Source organism: Xanthomonas sp. NCPPB 1826, assembly GCF_056725285.1.
This window is the reverse complement of the sequence record NZ_CM161521.1, coordinates 161,032-180,062: the sequence shown is the minus strand read 5'-3', so window position 1 is coordinate 180,062 and position 19,031 is coordinate 161,032. Positions and strand designations below refer to the sequence as shown.

The window sequence follows — 19,031 nt, the reverse complement described above, 5'->3', positions numbered from 1 at the left end:
TGGCGACGACGCACTTACAGACCGTTGGCGGTGCGCCACTTGGGAATGTCGTCCTTCAACAGCTTGTCCGGCCAGGTGCCGTGCCAGGCATAACCGACGCGGCGCTCGTTGGGCACCTGCATGTACTCGGTCAAGGCCTTGCCGTCGCGGTTGGCATAGAGCGGGCGTTGATTCTGCAGGTCGTAGAAGCGTGCCCATAGTGACGCACCCGGTTGCGCGACGAGGATCACGTCCTGCCCGGTTTCCTGGGTGGGGTCGTCGATCTTCTTGGTGGCCAGATCGCGCATGCGGTGGGTGTCGAACCAGCGCGCAGCGGCCTCGACCGATGCCTTGATCTGTGCGGACGGAGTGGGCTGGCGCATCAGAAAGCGCACGATGCTGACCGACTCGCTGGAGGCCAGCGAGGCCAGCTCATACGCACGCGCCTTGGCCGGCTTGAGCGTGACCTCGTCGTATTGCGCGCCCCAGATGGTGAGCGTGCCGCCGATCTTGACCTGGGTGGCGAGTACGCATTCCAGCCCCTTGGTCACCGCCTGGCGCGCGCGTGCACCGTGGCTGGCACGCAGCAGCGCGCCGGTGTCGCCCTTGCCCTCGCTGATGTCCTGCAGCAGGTTGAGCACCCGCACCATTGCATCGTCGTTGTAGGTGATCTGGTGATGGTAGGACGACAGGTCCGGGTAGAACTGCGGCCAGCCGCCGTTGGCGTATTGCGCGGTGAGCAGATAGTCCACGCCGCGCTTGGCGGCAGCCACGTACTTGGCGTTCTTCTCGGTCTTGTAGAGGGTGGAGAGGTAGCCGATCTCGTAGGTGGTGGCCTTGTTGTCGATGGTGGCGTCGTCCTTGCGCCCGGGTTGCTGCAGCTCGGCGATTTCCGCAGCGGTGAAGGTGCGGTTGTAGTCGACGGCAACGCCCTTGTATTGCTTGGACCAGCCACCGGAGGCGGTCTGCAGCAACAGCATGTTGTCGGCGATCTTGTCGGCCAGTGCGGACAGCGGTGCCAGCAGCAGCGCGGTGGCGAGGGCGAAGGTGGTGAGCTTGCGCATCAGAACGGCCTCCAGGTGCCGAGGATGGTGTTGCGGTCCAGCGCGGCGGCTTGCGCAGCAGTGAGCTGGCGCGACCACTTCACGCGGCGCGACGGGTTGGCGCCGGCGCCGCTGCTCTGGTACTCGCTGTAGCGGGCGGTGGCCTCGTTGGCGGTGTTGCCCCAGTTGTTCCAGCCCTCGGGCAGGATGTGCGCGCCCAGCTGGCTGCCGATGAAGCTGACGCTGGCATACGGCCGCCACGGCCGGCCCAGGAACACGCGGGTCACGCCGCTGGCAGCGGTGACGCGCGCATTGCGAAACACGAAGCCGCGTGCGCTCTCCTGCGGGGTGGAGGCGGCGGTGAGATAGCCGTCACCCAGCGAGTGCAGTTGCACGTTCTCGAACAGCGCGGTGCCGGCGCCGAACACGAAGTCCACGGTGCCTTCGACATAGCAGTCGAGAAAGTAGGACAGCTTGGCGCCGCGCAGGTACAGCGTGTCCTGGTAGCCGAGGAAACGCACGTTGCGGAACGCGGCGCGGTCGCCATCCACGCGCACCGCCACCGCCTGCCCGACCGGGCCGGCGTGATTGCCGAAGCTCAGTTGCTCGGCAGTGAAGTCGTTGCCGGCAATGATGACGCTGGACGAGCCGGAGGTGCCGTACTCGGTGCCGGTGGCCGGATTGATGCGTGAGGCGTAGTTGTCGTAGGTGATGACGGTCTGGGTGGCGCCGGCGCCGGTGAGCTTGAGCGCCGGTGCGTTGGACGGCACCACGATCAGCTCCTGGTAGGTGCCGGCGCCGATGTTGATCTGCGCGCGCTTGCCGCCCTGCACGGCGGCATCGATGGCGGCCTGCACGGTGCGGTAGCCGGCGCTACCCTGCTTGGCCACGGTGTAGACCGGGTCGGCGGCAATGGCGGCGTTGCTGCACAGGCCTGCCACGGCCACCAACGCGGTGGCGGCCAACTGACGTAAGACGGTTCTGCGATGCACTTGCATGTCGCTCTCCTGGTCAGAACTTGTAGCGCGCGCCGATGTAGTACTGGCGCCCGGTAACGGTGTACTTGTCGGGCAGTTCCAGCGTGGAATCGACGTAGCGGCGGTCGGGGGTGTCGAGCAGGTTGATGGCCTCGAAGGTCAGCGACAGCTGGTCGTTGAGCTTGTAGGACATGTTGAAATCCACGTTTTCCACGCTGTATTTGCCGGTCACGTCGGCCGTGACCAGGCGCTTGCCATCCAGGTCGTAGACGTCTTCCTGGGCGAGGATGTTGTTGATGTAGCCATCGCGATAACTGGTGGACACGCGCGCACTGAAGCGGCCGTCGTCGTAATAGACGGTGGCGTTGTAGGACTGTGGCGAGAGATTGAGCAGGTCGCGCTCGGTGGCGGTGGTGGTGATGCTGGTATTGCTGCTGCCTGCGGTACTGAACAGGTAATTGATCTTGGAATCGACCTGGGTGTAGTTGAGCTGCACGCCGAAGTTGCGCCAGAAGCCGGGCAAGAAGTCGAAGGCCTGCTGGTAGGTCAGCTCGAAGCCCTTGAGCGGGCCGCCGGGCGTGTTGAAGTAGCTCTGCACGTTGAAGATGGTGTCCGGCGTGAAGCCGGCCGGCAGCAGGTCCAGCGAGTAGCCCATCGCTTCCCAGGTGCTGAGCACGCGGGTGCGCTGCACGTAGCTGTCGATGTCCTTGTAGAACACCGCCGCCGACAGCAGCGAGCCTTCGCGGAAATACCACTCGGCGCTGAGGTCGTAGTTGGTGGAGCGGAACGGGTCGAGCTTGGGGTTGCCCAGGTTGATCGAGAAAAAACGCCCGTCGTCGAAATACTGGGTGGGGCCGCCGCTGACGCTGGGCGACAGGTACGCCAGCGTGGGGCGCGCCATGGTCTTGGCCGCGCCAAAGCGCAGCACCACCTCGTCGCTGACATCCCAGGACAGGTTCAACGAGGGCAGGATGTCGCGGTAGTTGTGGTTGACGGTGGTGGGCACCAGCAGGCGCTCGCCGGCCGCGGCGGTGGCGCTGGCCACGCCGAAGAACGACTGGCAGTTGGGCGAAATCGCGCCGGCGGCGGTGGCCGTGCATGGTGCATAGCCGCTGGCGGCGATCTGCGTCTGCACATAGCGCACGCCCAGGTTGCCGCGCAGCGCGCGGCCCCACAGGTCGGTGTTGAAGTCCAGCTGCAGGTAGGTGCCCAGACTCTTTTCGTTGACGGCGAAATTGTTGTTGGACGAGCCGAAGTGGCCGACATCGGCCAGGCGGTAGTCGCCGCCGGGCACGCCGGTGTCGCAATCGCAATTGATGTTGAGCAGGTCGGCGACCTTCTGGAAATCCGGAATCACCCAGGTGGTGGGGAAGCTGCCGTTCAAGCTGCGGCCGAAGCCGTCCAGGTTGGTGCTTAAATCGCCCACGCCCACACCGGCCGGCAGTGCCTGCGCCAGTCGCCCGTAGGAAATGTTGCGCGACTCCGACGTGTCCATGTCGTAGTTCTTGTAGGCCAGCCCGGTGCGGAAGGTGAAGGTGGGGCTGATGTTGAATTCCAGATCCACCTTGGCGGTGTCGAAGGTATTGCCCACCGACTGCGGGTTGAGCCGCACCTCGCTGATGTTGGTGCCGCGCGCGGTGCCGTTGCTGTTGACCGGCACTGCGCCATAGCCAAGCCACTGCCAGTTATTCGGGTTGCCCGCGTCGAACGGGAAACTCATGCTGGGGTAATCGCCGCCACCGCGCCGATCCAGCACGAAGCCGTCCAGGTTGGTGTTGTCGAAACTCACCATCGAAAACTCGGGGCGTTCGTAGTCCGAGGTCGAGTGGCCGACCAATGCATTGACGCGCACCTGGTCGTTGAAGCGGTGCTGCAGGTCCAGGCTGAACTGCTTGAACTCGGTGGATTCTTCGATGTTGCTGGATTCGGTGCGGAAGTCGACGTTGTCGAACACGCCGTAGGTGAGGCGGTTCTGGTCGTCCACCTGCGCTTCGCGCACCGCGATCTGGGTCTTGCCGCCGAAGTTGGCGGTGCGGTGCAGGTTGGCGCCGACCGAGTCTTCGCGCTGGTCCTTGTCCAGTTTGGAATACAGCATGTCGAAGTTCAGCAGGGTGTCGTCGCTGACCTTGAATTGCAGCGCGCCGGTGACGCCCAGGCGTTTGATCTCGTGATCGGTGCGGATGTAGCGCGGGTAGCGCGGAATCCACGCGTTGGTGGCGGTTTCGTAGGCCTGGATGTTCTCCGGCGTGTTGGCCGGGCGCGCGATGCCGGTGCCGCAGTTGGTGGCGCTGATGCCGTAGCTACCCCAGCCGTTGTTGCGGTCCTGGTTGGCCTGCGAGCCGATCCCGGCAGGGGTTTCGTTGGCCAGCGGGTTGCGCGGGGTCTGCGGGTTGTAGCCCACCGGCGAACAGAAACCGTAGGTGCCGTTGTTGGTGGCGGTGCTTTGGTTGGAGTTGCGGTAGTTGCCGTGTTCCCAACGCACCGGGTTGTAGCCCTCCTCGCGCAGGTGGCGCTCGCTGTAGGACACCGACATCAGCGCGCCGACGCGGCCATCGGCCCAGATGTTGCTGATCAGGCCGGAAAAGCGCGGGTCCTTTTCCCGCGAGAGATCGTTGTAGCCGTATTGCGTGGACGCGGCCGCTTCGAAGCCGTCGAAGTCGAACGGGCGCGAGCCGCGCAGATCGACCGTGGCGCCCAATGAGCCTTCATCCATCTGCGCCGACTGGGTCTTGCTGATGGTGACGCGGCTGAAGAGTTCGGAGGCAAAGGTATTGAAGTCGAAACCGCGGCTGCGGTTGACGCCATCGCTGCCGCTGCCGGCGGTGGCCAGCGCTTCCAGCCCGTTGATGCGCACGCGGGTGAAGTCCGAACCCAAACCGCGCACGGAGATCTGCTTGCCCTCGCCGCCTTCGCGGTCGATGGAGACGCCGGCGATGCGCTGCATCGATTCGGCCAGGTTCAGATCGGGAAACTTGCCGATGTCTTCGGCATAGATGGCATCCACCTGCTCCACGCTGTAGCGCTTGGCATCCAGCGATTGCTGCAGGCTTTCGCGGTAGGTGGCCTTGACCTGCACGCGGTCCAGATCCACCGCATCGGTGGGCGTGGCCGGCGGGCCGACGGTTTGCGCGGCAGCGCTCACACCGTGCAAGGCCAGGACGATGGCCACCGACAGACGTGCGGCGGACAGGCGGACGCCTGCCTCGGCGGCGGGACGACGCAAACGGGCTTGCATGATGCACTCACTCCAATGGCACTGGCTGCAATGACGCGCTCAGCCTCCCCACGGGCCACCGGCGTCGACATGAGCGACCGACAGCACCGCTGCGCAGTCGTCGGGCGACTGTCCGCTGCGTGGTGCCTGACGCTTCCAACATCACGCCCACCGCGTTGCATGCGTGCAGCAACGGCAACGCATGCGCAGCGATCAGGCGTCGGATCGGGGCCCGCTGCGCGTGTGCGCAGCGGGCAGACAGCGGGTCAGAACTTGTAGCGCAGGCCCAGCAGGTACTGGCGGCCGGTTTCGGCGTACTGCAGCGGCAGCTGGCCGGTACGCGGCGAGGACACCCATTCGTCGGAGGCTTCGTTGGTGAGGTTGATGCCTTCCAGGCTCAGCTCCAGCTGCTTGCTGATCTTGTAGCGCAGCGAGGCGTCGAGGATGGTGGTGCCGGTCATGCCGTGCACGCCGTCGACGTTGAAGCCGGTTTCCGCACCCGGTGCCTGGGTGAGGTAGTCGTCGCGGTTGGTGGCCGATACGCGCCCGGCGAAGGATTCGCCTTCGTAGAACAGTGTGGCATTCCACGACGAGCGCGACAGCCCGAGCAGGTCGTTCTTCATCACCGGTGCGCCGCTGCTGGCCAGGTACTGGATCTGCGAATCGACCCAGGTGTAGTTGAGCTGCACGCCCAGGTTGGCCCACTTGCCCGGCAGGAAGGTGAAGGGCTGGGTGTAGTTGGCTTCCACGCCCTTCAATTCGCCGCCCGGGGTATTGAGCGGGATGCTGAAAGCAAAGTCGTCGTTGACGGTGGCGCCGGTGCCCTCCAGCAACGAGGCCGGCAGGCCGCTGCTGGAGTACGGACGCACTTCGCGCGCGGTCTGGATGAAGCTCTCGATGTCCTTGTAGAACAGGCCGACACCGAGCATGGCGCCTTCGTTGAAGTACCACTCCAGGCCGAGGTCGACGTTGGTGGCTTCGATCGGGTCCAGGTCCGGGTTGCCGCCGGCCACGGTGCGCGCACCACCGGCCACGGCCACGGTCACGCCGGGGGTGAGGCTGCCCAGGCCGGGGCGGCTCATGACCTTGGCCGCGCCCAGGCGCAGCAGCAGGTCCGGTGCCAGTTCGGCGACCAGGTTGAACGAGGGCAGCGTGTTGTTGTACTTGCGGCCCACGGTGGTCAGCGCCGGTGCGTTGTTGATCAGCGCATAGCCGGTGGACTCCTGCTCGGTGCGCACATAGCGCACGCCGAAGTTGCCCGACAACGGGATGGCGCCCAGGTCGGTGGAGAACTCGCCCATCAACCAGACGCCGCGGTCCTTTTCCTCGACGCTGCGGCTGTTGTTGACGCGCGGCGCCACGGCGAAGGTGCCGCTGTTGCTGTAGATGCCGAACAGGTCGGCCACCGCATCCAGGTTGGGCACCACCCAGCTGGACGGGCTGCCGTTGATGCCCTTGAGCCCGGCCTGTTCGGTCAGGTCGGCCGGCACGATGGTGCTGCCGTTGGCGAAGGTTGGCACGGACAGTTCGTTGGCGCGGCGCAGCTCGACAGTGCTGAAGCTGTAGTTCTTGGCCAGCACGCCGCCCTTGAGGCGGAAGCCGGGGCTGATGTTCCAGTTGAAGTCGATCTGGCCGGTGTCGAAGTCGTTGTCTACCGACTGCGGACGCAGGCGGATTTCGGCCAGTTCCCAACCGGTGGGGTTGGTCGGGTCAATGCCGTAGTTCAGCACCGGCGCGCGGCTGTTGCCACGGTAGTCGTAGCTGTACCCGTCGACGTCGTACTTGTCCATGATGATGGTGGTCTGCACCGGGTTCTCGTGCGCCGAGCGCGAGGTGCCGACCCGGGCATTGATGCTGAAGTCGTCGTTGAAACGATGCTCCAGGTCCAGGCTGACCTGGGTGAACTTGGTGTTCCACTCGTCGTGGCGGTTTTCCGAGCGGATGTCGACATTGTCGAACTCGCCATAGACCAGCGCGTTGTTGCGGATCTCGCCGTTGCGCACGATGGTGCCCGGCTTGCCGTCGCGCTCCGGCCGGCGCGGGGTGAGCCCGTCGCGGTTGCGGCTGAAGGAGATCGCTTCGATGTAACGCTCGTCGCGCTTGGCGTCGATCTTGGAATACAGCGCGTCCAGCGACAGCGTGGTGCGGTCGGTGGGCTTCCACTGCAGCGAGCCGGTGACGCCCAGGCGTTCCTGGTCGTGGATCTGCTGGGTATAGCGCGGGAAGCGCGGGTGGTAGACATCGGCCGAGCGCGCCGCGGCGTACGGGGAGGCGGGGCTGAAGTTGCCGTTGCTGGGGCCGTTGGCCCAGCGGCCGGTGTTGGCGCCTTCTTCCAGCACCTCGCGCTCGGTGTAGGCCACCGACAGCAGGGCGCCGAAGGTGTTGTCGGCCCAGGTGTTGGCGATCAGCGCGGCCACGCGCGGGTTGGCCTTCTCGGCCATGGCGTTGTAGGCGGCCTGGCCGCTGGCGGCGAAGGTGAAGCCGTTGTAGTCGAACGGGCGCGCGGTGCGCAGGTCGACGGTGGCGCCGAGCGAGCCTTCTTCCACATCGGCCGAGGCGGTCTTGCGCGCGATCAGCTGCGAGAACAGGTCCGAGGCGAACACGTTGAAGTCGAAGCCGCGGCCGCGGTTGGTGCCGCCGCTCTGGTCGCCGGCGCCGACGGTGGTGAGCGCTTCCATGCCGTTGATGCGCACACGGGTGAACTCCGGGCCCAGGCCACGCACCGAGATGGCGCGGCCCTCGCCGGCCTCACGGGTGATCACCACGCCGGGGATGCGCTGCAGCGACTCGGCCAGGTTGAGGTCGGGGAACTTGCCGATGTCCTCGGCGACAATCGCATCGACCACGCCGGCTTCGCCGCGCTTGATGTCCAGGGCCTTTTCCACCGAGGCGCGATAGCCGGTCACCGTGACGGTGTCCAGGTCGACGGCCGGTTCTGCGGGCGCTTGGGTGGTTTCTTGTGCTGCCAGGTGGCCGCTCAGCGCAAGGCCGATCGACAACGCCAGCAAGGTAACCGGTGTCTTCCGGCTGGTGGTCCGAAATTGCATGTCCTCCCCTCCCAAGGGTCCATGAACAACATGAAAGTCTGGTTGTGAGCGGCAATGACACCGCTGGTCAAAACGACGTTACCAGCTGAATCCTCCCGTAACATCTTGCAGCGCAGCAGAAAACGTCACCAAATTTGCCCAAAAGGGGTGCAAGCGGTCACTGCGCGTCGCATCATGGGCCTCGCCCGGCGCGTTTGCCGCCGGCTAGAATGACACCGATGGTCATCCTGACGCGCGACGGTTCCCCCACACCGTGACGCACCACACAGCCGAGGTAATTGCCGCATGAGTCGTGCCCGTATCCTGTGCTTTGGAGAGTTGTTGCTGCGCCTGGGGGCGCCTGGTCACGAGCTGCTGCTGCAGCAACCGCGGCTGGACGTGCATTGCGGCGGGGCCGAGGCCAATGTCGGCGTGTCGCTGGCGCATTTCGGCCATGACGTGGCCATGGTCAGCACGGTGGCGGACAACCCGCTGGGGGCGGCGGTGCTGGGCGAGCTGCGCCGCCATGACGTGGACACGCGGCATGTGCGGCGGGTGGATGGGCGCATGGGGTTGTACTTCCTGACCACCGGCGCGATCCACCGCCCCAGCGAAGTGGTCTACGACCGCGCCGACTCGGCGTTTGCGCTGGCCCCGGCCGACGCCTACGACTGGCCGGCCCTGCTGGACGGCGTGCAGTGGCTGCATCTGTCCGGGGTCAGCCCGGCACTGGGTGCGGACGTGGCGCAGGCCACGCTGGCGGCGGCACGCGCGGCGCGTGCGGCCGGGGTCAAGGTCTCGTTCGACGGCAATTACCGGCCCAAGCTATGGCAACGCTGGCAGGGCGATGCGCGCGGCATCCTGCACCAGCTGTTCGCCTGTGCGGACGTGGTGTTTGCCGACTACCGCGACATCGGCGTGGTGCTGGGCGGCGAGTTCCCGCAGGACACCCTGGAGGCGCGTGTGGAAGCAGCCGCAACACAGGCGTTTGCCGCATTCCCGCAGTTGCAGTTGATGGCCTGCACGCAGCGCGTGGCGCACAACGTGGACCACCACAGCCTGGGCGCACTGCTGGTGCCGCGCAGTGGTGCGGTGGCGCGCGCGCCCAGCGAGGAACTGAGCCCGATCATCGACCGCATCGGCGGCGGCGACGCGTTTGCCGCCGGCGTGCTGCACGGCCTGATCGAAGGCTGGTCGCTGGACGACACGGTGCGCTTCGGCCTGGCGGCCGGCTGCCTGAAGCACTCGATTCCCGGCGATTTCAACCCGCTGTCGGTGGCCGATGTGCAGGCCTGCGTGGGGGATGCGCGGTTTGATGTGAGGCGCTGACGCGCTGGGAATCGGGAATCGGGATTGGGGAATCGTAAGGAGCTTAAGAGCGCTGGCTTTCGGCGCTCTGTCCAGGCTTGTTGCTAACGGAGCGCGGTGCGCTGAGGGCTGATGCGCCCGTGGGCAGCGGGCAGGTGCTTGCTAGGTGTTGTTCGCTGCGCTCACGCGTTTCAGGCGGGCGCACGGCTGCGGCGTTTGTTGGTGATCCATTTGAAGCCTGCGCTCAGCAGCACCACACACAGCGACGCCGGGACGCTGAAGAACAGCGTGATCAGCAAGGCGTGGTTCCAGGGCGGTGCAGAGCCGTCCTGCATCACCACGGCGCAGACAACGGCCGTGGTGATCAACAGATTGGCGATCGCCTTTAATGACCAGTGCAACCTGACGAAGCGCAGCAACACGGCACAGGCCACGCTGACCACAACGGCCAGCACCAGAAAGGCAATCAGTTTGTCCATTGGGGGCGGGGATTTGGGATTGGGGAGTGGGGATTCGTAACAGCGAGGACAGCCGGCATCGCGTGCCGATTGTCCTTGCCGCAACGCATTTGGATCCAGCGAAGATCAACGATGCAGCCACCCACCGCTCTTGCAAATCCCAAATCCCGATTCCCGAATCCCTGCTCTCAGCTCAGCTCGATGCAGTCGAACTTCACGTCCGTCTCCACATCGGCGTCGTAATCCACATCGTTGCGCTCGAAGCCGAACAGCTTGAGGAACTCGTGCTTGTAGCCGGCGTAGTCGGTGAGCTGGAACAGGTTCTCGGTGGTGACCTGCGGCCAGAGCGCCTTGCAGGCGTCCTGCACGTCGTCGCGCAGTTCCCAGTCGTCCAGGCGCAGGCGGTTTTCGGCGTCCACCTCGGCGGGCTGGCCGTCTTCGCGGTACAGGCGCTCGCGGAACAGGCGGTCGAGCTGCTCGATGGTGCCTTCGTGCAGGCCCTTTTCCTTCATGATCTTGTAGACCATGGAGATATACAGCGGCATCACCGGGATCGCCGCGCTGGCCTGGGTGACCACCGACTTGAGCACCGCCACGTTGGCGCTGCCGCCGCGCTTGGCCAGGCGCGCGTTCAACCGCTGCGCGGTGTGGTCCAGGTCGACCTTGGCCTTGCCCAGCGCGCCGTGCCAGTAGATCGGCCAGGTGATCTCGGTACCGATATAGCTGAAGGCCACGCTGCGCGCGCCGTCGGCGAGCACGCCGGCGCCTTCCAGCGCGTCGATCCACAGCTCCCAGTCCTGCCCGCCCATCACGGTGACGGTGTCTTCAATCTCCTGTGCGCTGGCCGGCTCGATCGAGGCCTGGATGATGGTGTCCTTGTTGGTGTCGATGGCGGTGGCGGTGTAGGTGTTGCCGATCGGCTTGAGCGCCGAGCGCTTCACTTCACCCGTGCCCGGCAGCTTGCGCACCGGCGAGGCCAGCGAATACACCACCAGGTCGACCTGGCCGCCCATCTCGGTCTTGATCAGCTCGATGACCTTCTCGCGCGCGGCATCGGAAAACGCATCGCCATTGATCGACTTGCTGTACAGGCCCGCGGCCTTGGCGTGCTTGTCGAACGCGGCGGAGTTGTACCAGCCGGCGGTGCCGGCCTTGCTGGGGCTGCCGGGTTTTTCGAAGAACACGCCCAGCGTGTCGGCACCGAAGCCGAACGCGGCGGTGATGCGTGAGGCCAGGCCGTAGCCGCTGGATGCGCCGATCACCAGCACCTTCTTCGGGCCGTCGTTGCGGACGCCGCGCGCGCGCGTGGCCGCGATCTGCTCGAGCACATTGCGCTCGCAGCCAAGCGGATGCGTGGTGGTGCAGATGAAGCCGCGCACTTTGGGATGGATGATCAACGTGGACTCCTGGTCAGCAAGATGCTGGCGGCATCTTAATCGCTGGCCTGCTGGCGAAACAGCCTGAGGCGCACCACACGCCGCTGTATGGCGCTGCGTGAAGCCCGCTTGCAGCGCCTGGCATGCCGCACGACCGGGCATGCATCTTCCGCGCACGGACGCGAACGAACGGCGATCACCATCGATTTCCTGCGTCAGCGCCTGTGCTACTTTTGCGCCTGCCGTGCCGTGCCTGGCCGCGCCTGATGGCGATCGTCGAGGCTCCTCCCACCGTGCGACCGGTATCCGAGCGAATGTCTCTTCGAAGCGAGCGCGTCACGCAGCTGGGCTCGGTCCCGCGGTTTCGGCTTGGGCCCTTGCTGGTCGAGCCGGAACGGCTTGCGCTGATCGACGACGGCCAGACCATCGCGCTGGAACCGCGCATGATGGAAGTGCTGATCGCGCTGGCCGAACGGGCCGGCGAGGTGGTCAGCGCCGAGCAGTTGCTGATCGAGGTGTGGCACGGCAGCTTCTACGGCGACAACCCGGTGCACAAGACCATCGCCCAACTGCGCCGCAAGCTGGGCGACGACAGCCGCCAACCGCGCTACATCGAAACCATCCGCAAGCGCGGGTACCGGCTGCTGCCCAAGGTGGTGTTTCCCGACGATTATCGCGGTGCGGTGATGGGCACGCAGGTGTGGGGACACGGCAGCCCGTACGTGGGGCTGCAGGCGTTCGATCCCGCTCATGCCGAGGTCTTCTTCGGCCGCAGCCATGCGATTGCGCAGGTGCTGGGCGCGATGCGCGCGCAATTGCACAGCCAGCGCGGGCTGGTGCTGGTGAGCGGTGCCAGCGGCTGCGGCAAGACCTCGTTGCTGCGCGCCGGCGTGGTGCCGTTGCTGGCGCAGCCCGGCGGGCTGGATGGGCTGGAAGCCATTGCGGTGGCGTACTGCAACCTGGCGCAATGCCGTGGCGGCGATGTGCTCGACACGTTGGCGCGCGCACTCGGCGACTGGGAAGCGGGCGGGCGCGCGGTGTTTTCGCCGGCGCAGATGGCGGCGTTGCCCGAGTGGCTGCAGCGCCCTGCCCCGCTGCATGCGGCCATTGGCGAGGCGATGCGTCAACGCGCACCAGCGCGCGACAGCGCGCAGACCCAGCGCCATCTGCTGCTGGTGATCGACCACGCAGAAGCGCTGGTGGCCACGCCCGGGATCACCGATGCCGACCGCGCCGCACTGGCCGCGGCCTTGCAGGCACTGTGCAGCAGCGCGCAGGTGGCGGTGCTGATGCTCACCCGCAGCGATTTCTACCCGCGCCTGATCGACGCCTTGCCGCAGATCGTCGAACTCAAACGCGGCGACGGGCACGTGGATCTGCTGGCGCCGCGCGATGGCGAGATCGGCCAGATCATCCGCGTGCCGGCGGCCATGGCCGGGCTGCGTTTCGAAGAGGACCGCGACAGCGCCAGCCGGCTGGACGATGTGCTGCGCGATGCCACCGCGCGCCAGCCCGATGCCCTGCCGTTGCTGCAGCATCTGCTGCATGCCTTGCACGCGCAACGCAGCGACGACGGGCTGCTGACCTTTGCCGCCTACCGCGCATTGGGCGGGCTGGAAGGCGCATTGGCGCACCATGCCGAACACACCTTCCGTGCCCTGCCGGCTGCCGCACAGGCGGCGCTGGGCCAGGTGCTGAGCTTGCTGAGCGTGATCCATCCCGACAGCGATGCGGTGACCGCGCGGCGTGCGCTGTGGTCGGCGCTGCCGGCGCATGGCGCAGCGCGCGTGCTGGTGGATGCCTTCGTGCAGGCGCGCCTGTTCGTCAGCGAGCTGGTGGCCGGCGAGCCGGGGTTTGCGGTCGCGCACGAAGCCTTGCTGCGGCAATGGCCGCGCGCGGCCGAGTGGATCCACGAAAACCGCCGTCTGCTGCAGGCACGCAAGCGGCTGCAGCTGGCCGCACAGCGCTGGGCAGCCGAAGGCCGGCGCAGCGATCACCTGCTCAACAGCGGGCGCCCGTTGAGCGAAGCGCGCGAGGCGGCGCGGCGCATGCCGCAGGATCTGGATGCGCTGGATCACGCGTTCCTGCATGCCTGCGAACGCTCGCAACGGCGCCGCCGCGGCCTGTATGCAGCGGCAGCGACCTTGCTGGTGGTGCTGGCAAGCGCCTCGATGCTGCTGGGCTGGCAGGCGCGGCAAGCGCAGCAGGTGGCCGAACAACGGCGCGACCAGGCCCAGCAACTGGTGAGCTACATGCTGGGCGACCTGGCCGAGCAGTTGCGCACGGTGGGCAACCTCAAGCTGCTCGACAGCGTAGGCAGCCGCGCGCTGCGCTACCTGGAGGACCTGCCCAGCGCGAGCATGCAAACAGGCGATCTGATCAACCACGCCCGTGCGCTGCGCACCACCGGCGAGGTGCTGATGAACCAGGGCAAGCTGGACGAGGCGCAGGCGGCATTCACGCGTGCCGCCGCCACTGCCGAGCAGGCGCGTGCGCGTGCACCGGCGTCGCTGGAGGCGCATGCCGAAACCGGGCAGACCGCGTATTGGCTGGGCGATCTTGCCTACCGGAGCAAGCAGTTGCCCGTGGCACAGCGCTACTGGTCGCAGTACCTGGCCGCCTGCGAACAGCTGGTACGCGCCGCGCCGCAGGATCCGCACTGGCAACTGGAACTGTCCTACGCCCTCAACAACCTCGGCACGCTTGCCAAGGAGCAAGGCCGGACCGGCGCGGCGATCGGCTTGTTTGCACGCTCGATCGCCCTCAAGCGCCAGTTGCTGGCGCGCACACCGGACAACGCGGCGCTGCGCTACGAGCTGGTGGACAGCCTGTCCTGGCTGAGCCTGGCGCAGGAAATGCAGGGCTCGCTGGCCCCCGCCGAGCAGGGTTACCGCGAGCAGATCGCCATGCTGCGCGTGCTGGTCGAGCACGATCCCGACGCGCATGCCTGGCGCAGGCGTCTGGCCGGCTCACTGATCCGCGTCTCCAACCTGGCACTGGCGCGCGGCCAGCTGCGCCAGGCGCAGACCGATGCGCAGGACAGCCTGCGCATGCTGCAGGCGCTGGTGGCCTTGCAGCCGGACAATGTCGCCTGGCGCCGCGATCTGGCGCATGCCGACGCCCAGATCGGCTGGATGGCCGCGTTGGACGGGCAGCCCGAACTGGCGGTGCGGCACCTCGAGCGCGCCCGCCAGACCATGGCCGGGTTGCTGACACAGGCGCAACCGCTGCCGGAGTGGCAGTGGCTGGACGCCATCATCGCGCTGCGCCTTGAGCGCGTGCAGCGCACGCGCGCGGGCACCCACGCCGATGGCCTGGCGCCGATCGTTGCGCAACTGGATGCCCTGCACCGCGCCAGGCCCGACGATCTGCTCGGCCTGGCCGCGCTGGCCCAGGCGCTGGTCTGGCAGGGCGAACAACAGGCCGCCGCCGGCGACGCGGCCGGCGCCCGCGCGGCGTGGCAGCGCGCGGTGGCGGTGTTGGGCAAGGACATCGGCAACAGCCGCGACAAGAACCTGCTGGACCCCTGGATTCGCGCACAGGTGCATCTGGGCCAGCGCAGCGCCGTTACGCAACAGCTCGGATGGCTGTATCACGCGGGCTACCGCCACCCGGGATTCGTCTCCCTCTATGCCCCGCTTTTCAAGGAACAGGACAGCTCATGACGGACTTCAAGATCAAGCTCACGGTGGCGCGGGTGGGATTCGGCGGCAACACCGGTGCCGGCGAGTATTTCTACAGCTTCGCCCCGGACCTGCTGATTGTGGACAAGCACGACAAGGCATCGACGCTGCTCTACTACTTCGATGAAGACGTCGTCCCCCGGCATTTCAAGATCAGGAGCCTGCTGAGTTCCGATGCCTTGAAACAGATCGGGCAACCCACGATCAGCCCCGACGGCCGCAGCGTGCAGGTCACCAACGCCAATAGCGTCCCGACCCTGATCTTCCTGACCATCATCGTCGAGGACGAAAGCCGGAAGGACAAGAAGACCTGGTTCAGCTGTGACCCCCAGGTGGGCAACGATCCGCAGATCAACCCGCAAGAAACCCCGCCCCGGCCGTAAGCCCTGCGTCGACCACCGTCTGGCGGCTCGCCGCCAGGCAGTGTGTTGCTGCGGTGTGTTGCTGCGGTGTGTTGCTGCTGCGTGTTGCTGCGATGTGTTGCTGCGGTGCGTTGACGTAGTACGTTGATGCAGTGCGTTGGCGCGGCGTAGCGTGCGCATGCACGGGACTTGGGCCAGCGATGGCCAAGCCACTGCCGTCGACCTGCACACTGGACCAGTCGCCACGGAGGAGACTCCTGGCGGTCGCGATATACCGCGCTGCGAGCTGGCTGGCGTGCGCGTTGCCGGGCGCTCCGGCCAACCGTAGATCGCGGCAGGCAGGCCCGCCGCGGTGTCGCCCGCGTCGCCTGGCGACGTTCTTGCTTATCCCACGCAGTCCGGCGCGCGCGGCTGGATGCCGGCCGGCGCGTCCGCCAGGCCGGCAGCGCAGTGCGGCGCCACCGGGTGCAGCCGGTCATCGCGCTCGGAGCCGTTGCTGAAAGCCACCTTGAACTGGCCGCGGCTAGACCACGCGCCGGGCATGCCGGTGCCGATGCGATGGGTGCTGCCAACGCCGCGCCCTGCCCATGACCGACAGGCCGGGCCCGGGCTGCAACCGCCCTGGTCGGTATGGGCGGACAAGCTGTCGCAGGTTCGTGCCGCCGCGCCCTGCGCGGTCAGCTCGCAGGGCGCCACGCCGACACGCAGGTCACGCTCGGTTGGCGGCTGCGTGTGCAGTGCGGCCTGGCCCCAGGCGATCGGCAAGTCGGCCTGGGTAGGCGCCGCCCAGGCGCTGGTGGACAACACGACGATCAACACGAACAGATACCGGACCAGGCGCATGACGGACTCCGCAGCGGACCGGAGCGCGGCGCGTCCCCGAGCGACCTCGGTGGCCGCCGGACGACCTTCCCGCCTGGCCGCCCACACGACCTGACGGCAACCTTACGGTTCTTACCCAATCCTGCCGAATCCGGGAAATCCCTTATGAAACAATGCCATGCAACCTGGTGAGTCGTGTCCGATTCCCGATTCCCGAGTCCGCTCTGACCAATCCCCAATCCCGACTCCCCAATCCCCGCCCTCAAATCACCCGCAACGTGATCGCCTTCAACACCGCCCTTGTGCGGTCGCGGGTGCCGAGCTTTTCCAGAATGGTGGAGACGTAGTTCTTCACCGTGCCTTCGGCCAGGAACAGGGTGCGGGCGATCTCCTTGTTGGAATAGCCGCCGGCCAGCAGGCGCAGGATCGCCACCTCGCGCTCGCTGAAGGTCTCGCGCGGGGGCTGCTGGTCGCGGAACTGGTAACGCGCCCGCACCGGGTCGGTGCTGACCGGCTGCAGCAGGGTCTCGCCGTGGGCAACCCGCTCGATCGCCTCGCGCAGGTCTTCCGGGGCGGCGTCCTTGAGCAGGAAGCCCTGCGCGCCGGCCTCGGTGGCGCGCAGCAGCAGGTCGCTGTCGTCGAAGGTGGTCAGCAGCAGCACCGGGGTGCGGTCGCCACGGGCGCGCAGTTGCTGCAGCGCCTGGATGCCGTCCACGCCGGGCATGCGGATGTCGCTGAGCACCACGTCCACCGTGGTGCTGACCAGCGCGTCCAGCAGGCCCTGGCCGTCGTCGGCCTCGCAGACCACCTCCACGCCCTGTTGCTGCAACAGCGCGCGCAGGCCGGCGCGGACCAGGATCTGGTCGTCGGCCAGCGCGATGCGATGGGCACTCATGCCGGTAGCCTCGCCATCAGGTGCATGCCGCCAGTGGGCGTGCGGCCAAGCTCAAGCTGCCCGTGCAGGGCGGCCAGGCGTTCGCGCATGCCGGTGATGCCGTTGCCTTCGCGGATGCGCTCGGCGCGGCGGCCATCGTCGCAGATGTCCACCTGCAGCTGCGCGCCCGCGCAGTGCAGGTGCACCGCGACCTCGTTGGCGTCGGCATGCCGCACCGCGTTGGTCAGCGCCTCCTGCACCAGCCGCAACAGCAGCTCGGCCACACGGGCATCGGTGATGCGCACGGCCGGGTCGATCTGCAGGCGCAGCGCCGGGCGCGGGAACGGTGCGGCCAGCGCGCGCAAGGCGGTCTGCAGGTCCAGGCCCTGATCGTCGCGCAGCGACTGCACCACGTTGCGGATGTCCGACAGCAGTTCGGCCGACAGCTGCTCCACCACCGCGACCTCGTCGCGCCGCGCCAACGCCGGGTCGGCGCCGAGCAGGCGCAGGTTGATGCGCATGGCGGTGAGCTTGTGCCCGGCCACGTCGTGCAGCTCGCGCGCCAGGCGCAGGCGCTCGGCATCGCGCGCGCTGTCGGCCAGCAGCGCGCGGGTGGCCAGCAGGTCGGCATTGACGTAGGCCAGCGCATCGCGCGCACGCTCGGCGCTGCGCGCGTAATGCGCGGTCAGCGCGGCGAAGGCCTGGAAACCGGCGTAGATGCCGACGATCAACCACGGTCGCTCGAACCCGGCCTGCACCAGCAGCGCATACATGCCCGCGTTCAATACGAGCGCCAGCAACAGCACGCGCACCGGTGGCCAGGTCATGCCCGCCTGCGCCACCAGCATGACCAGCAGCACCGGGGCGGTGCCGGCACGCGGCTCCATCCACACCAGCAGCAAGGCCAGGACCGCCTGCAGCAACGTGGCGACAGTGCGCAAGGCATGCAGCGACGGCAACACGGTGTGCAGCAGAAACAACGCGGTGAAGCCGGCCAGCACGCCCCAGCGCCAGGCGCCCTGCGGTGACGCATCGGGCATGAACGACAACGCCACCGCCGCAATGGTGAACGCACCGGCCAGCCGCAGCGGATGCGAGAGATGACTCAGGGAAGAATGCATGCGGCGATGCTGACGGCCGCGCGGCCACTCGGCAATGGTGCGCGTGCAGAAAGTGACTTCCGGCAGGTGGGATCGATGACCTGCGGCCCCTGTGCCGTGCGCAGCGCGTGCGCACACTGGCATCACCCCGCCACCCCATCGCCACGGAGTCACACCATGTCTGCTTCCAGTCTGTTTCTCGCTCTCACTCTGGTCTGGGGAGGCTATGAAATGCTGCTCAGCCGCCGTCGCCGCGCCAACGATGGCGGCGCGCACGACCAGGGCACGCTGCAGCAGCTGTGGCGGGTGCTGTCTGTGGCGGTGGCCATTGCGGTGGCGCTGGCCTATAGCGGGCTGGCGCGCTGGCCGCAGGGCTGGTACGCACCGCTGCAGTGGGCCGGCTGCGCCCTGATCGTCAGTGGGCTGGCGTTGCGCGTATGGGCCATCCAGGTGCTGGCACGCTGGTTCACGGTGGATGTGACCATCCAGTCAGACCACCAACTGGTACGCAGCGGCCCATACCACTGGCTGCGTCACCCGTCCTATACCGGCGCGCTGATGGCGTTCTACGGGCTGGCGCTGGGCATGGGCAATGGGTTGTCGGTGGCGGCGATCGTGGTGCCGGTGACGTTGGCGTTTCTGCACCGCATCCGGATCGAAGAGGCCGCGTTGCAGCGTGCATTTCCGGTTGCCTACCCGGCCTATGCCGCGCAGAGCCGGCGCCTGCTGCCGCTGGTGTGGTGAGAGTTGATAAGGCTGCGGCGCAGCACCACTGCGCTGGGCCTTGCCGGGCTTGCGTCCTGCAGATC

At 67.1% G+C, this 19,031-nt stretch carries 13 protein-coding genes; 4 read left to right on the top strand and 9 right to left on the bottom strand.

Going from position 1 to position 19,031, the window contains the following annotated elements; translation table 11 throughout:
• Positions 1-14 precede the first annotated feature (14 nt).
• The 4 genes from pelA to AC1PLA_RS00715 form a co-directional block, all read right to left on the bottom strand.
• A complete protein-coding gene (gene pelA, locus AC1PLA_RS00730) occupies positions 15-1,043 on the bottom strand; it encodes a pectate lyase (protein ID WP_154831173.1) in 1,029 nt (342 codons plus the stop codon).
• Positions 1,043-2,020 (bottom strand): pectinesterase family protein, encoded by a 978-nt coding sequence (locus AC1PLA_RS00725; protein ID WP_065047710.1) that lies wholly within the window; start codon positions 2,018-2,020, stop codon positions 1,043-1,045. Before AC1PLA_RS00725 ends, pelA begins: the two co-directional genes overlap by 1 nt.
• Positions 2,021-2,033: 13 nt before the next feature.
• Entirely contained in the window at positions 2,034-5,234 is a 3,201-nt protein-coding gene (locus tag AC1PLA_RS00720; RefSeq protein WP_065047711.1) for a TonB-dependent receptor, read from the bottom strand.
• A 245-nt stretch (positions 5,235-5,479) separates the two neighbouring features.
• Positions 5,480-8,260, bottom strand: a complete 2,781-nt coding sequence (locus tag AC1PLA_RS00715; RefSeq protein WP_481105366.1) for a TonB-dependent receptor — start codon at positions 8,258-8,260, stop codon at positions 5,480-5,482.
• A 285-nt stretch (positions 8,261-8,545) separates the two neighbouring features.
• Between AC1PLA_RS00715 and AC1PLA_RS00710 the strand changes: the two genes are divergently transcribed.
• Positions 8,546-9,568, top strand: coding sequence for a sugar kinase (locus tag AC1PLA_RS00710; protein WP_104561984.1), 1,023 nt, complete (start codon positions 8,546-8,548; stop codon positions 9,566-9,568).
• A gap of 170 nt (positions 9,569-9,738) precedes the next feature.
• Here the strand turns inward: AC1PLA_RS00710 and AC1PLA_RS00705 are convergent, their stop codons facing one another.
• Both AC1PLA_RS00705 and fabV read right to left on the bottom strand, forming a co-directional pair.
• Positions 9,739-10,026, bottom strand: coding sequence for a hypothetical protein (locus AC1PLA_RS00705; RefSeq protein ID WP_054591801.1), 288 nt, complete (start codon positions 10,024-10,026; stop codon positions 9,739-9,741).
• A 167-nt stretch (positions 10,027-10,193) separates the two neighbouring features.
• Positions 10,194-11,402 (bottom strand): enoyl-ACP reductase FabV, encoded by a 1,209-nt coding sequence (gene fabV, locus AC1PLA_RS00700; RefSeq protein ID WP_481105365.1) that lies wholly within the window; start codon positions 11,400-11,402, stop codon positions 10,194-10,196.
• Positions 11,403-11,695: 293 nt separating this feature from the next.
• Between fabV and AC1PLA_RS00695 the strand changes: the two genes are divergently transcribed.
• Together AC1PLA_RS00695 and AC1PLA_RS00690 are read left to right on the top strand one after the other, a co-directional pair.
• A complete protein-coding gene (locus AC1PLA_RS00695) occupies positions 11,696-15,046 on the top strand; it encodes an nSTAND1 domain-containing NTPase (protein WP_481105364.1) in 3,351 nt (1,116 codons plus the stop codon).
• Positions 15,043-15,447 (top strand): hypothetical protein, encoded by a 405-nt coding sequence (locus AC1PLA_RS00690; protein WP_016902904.1) that lies wholly within the window; start codon positions 15,043-15,045, stop codon positions 15,445-15,447. Before AC1PLA_RS00695 ends, AC1PLA_RS00690 begins: the two co-directional genes overlap by 4 nt.
• A gap of 363 nt (positions 15,448-15,810) precedes the next feature.
• Here the strand turns inward: AC1PLA_RS00690 and AC1PLA_RS00685 are convergent, their stop codons facing one another.
• From AC1PLA_RS00685 to AC1PLA_RS00675, 3 genes are all read right to left on the bottom strand, one after another.
• Positions 15,811-16,269 carry a hypothetical protein gene (locus tag AC1PLA_RS00685; RefSeq protein WP_249503140.1) on the bottom strand — a complete coding sequence of 153 codons (459 nt, stop codon included), beginning with the start codon at positions 16,267-16,269 and terminating at the stop codon, positions 15,811-15,813.
• A gap of 241 nt (positions 16,270-16,510) precedes the next feature.
• Positions 16,511-17,143: a response regulator transcription factor gene (locus AC1PLA_RS00680; protein ID WP_024939865.1), complete on the bottom strand. Its 633-nt coding sequence runs from the start codon at positions 17,141-17,143 to the stop codon at positions 16,511-16,513.
• Positions 17,140-18,366 carry a sensor histidine kinase gene (locus AC1PLA_RS00675; protein WP_104596909.1) on the bottom strand — a complete coding sequence of 409 codons (1,227 nt, stop codon included), beginning with the start codon at positions 18,364-18,366 and terminating at the stop codon, positions 17,140-17,142. The genes AC1PLA_RS00680 and AC1PLA_RS00675 overlap by 4 nt, the downstream gene beginning before the upstream one ends.
• Before the next feature lie 33 nt (positions 18,367-18,399).
• Between AC1PLA_RS00675 and AC1PLA_RS00670 the strand changes: the two genes are divergently transcribed.
• Positions 18,400-18,966, top strand: a complete 567-nt coding sequence (locus AC1PLA_RS00670; RefSeq protein ID WP_104596907.1) for a methyltransferase family protein — start codon at positions 18,400-18,402, stop codon at positions 18,964-18,966.
• The last annotated feature ends 65 nt before the right edge of the window (positions 18,967-19,031 follow it).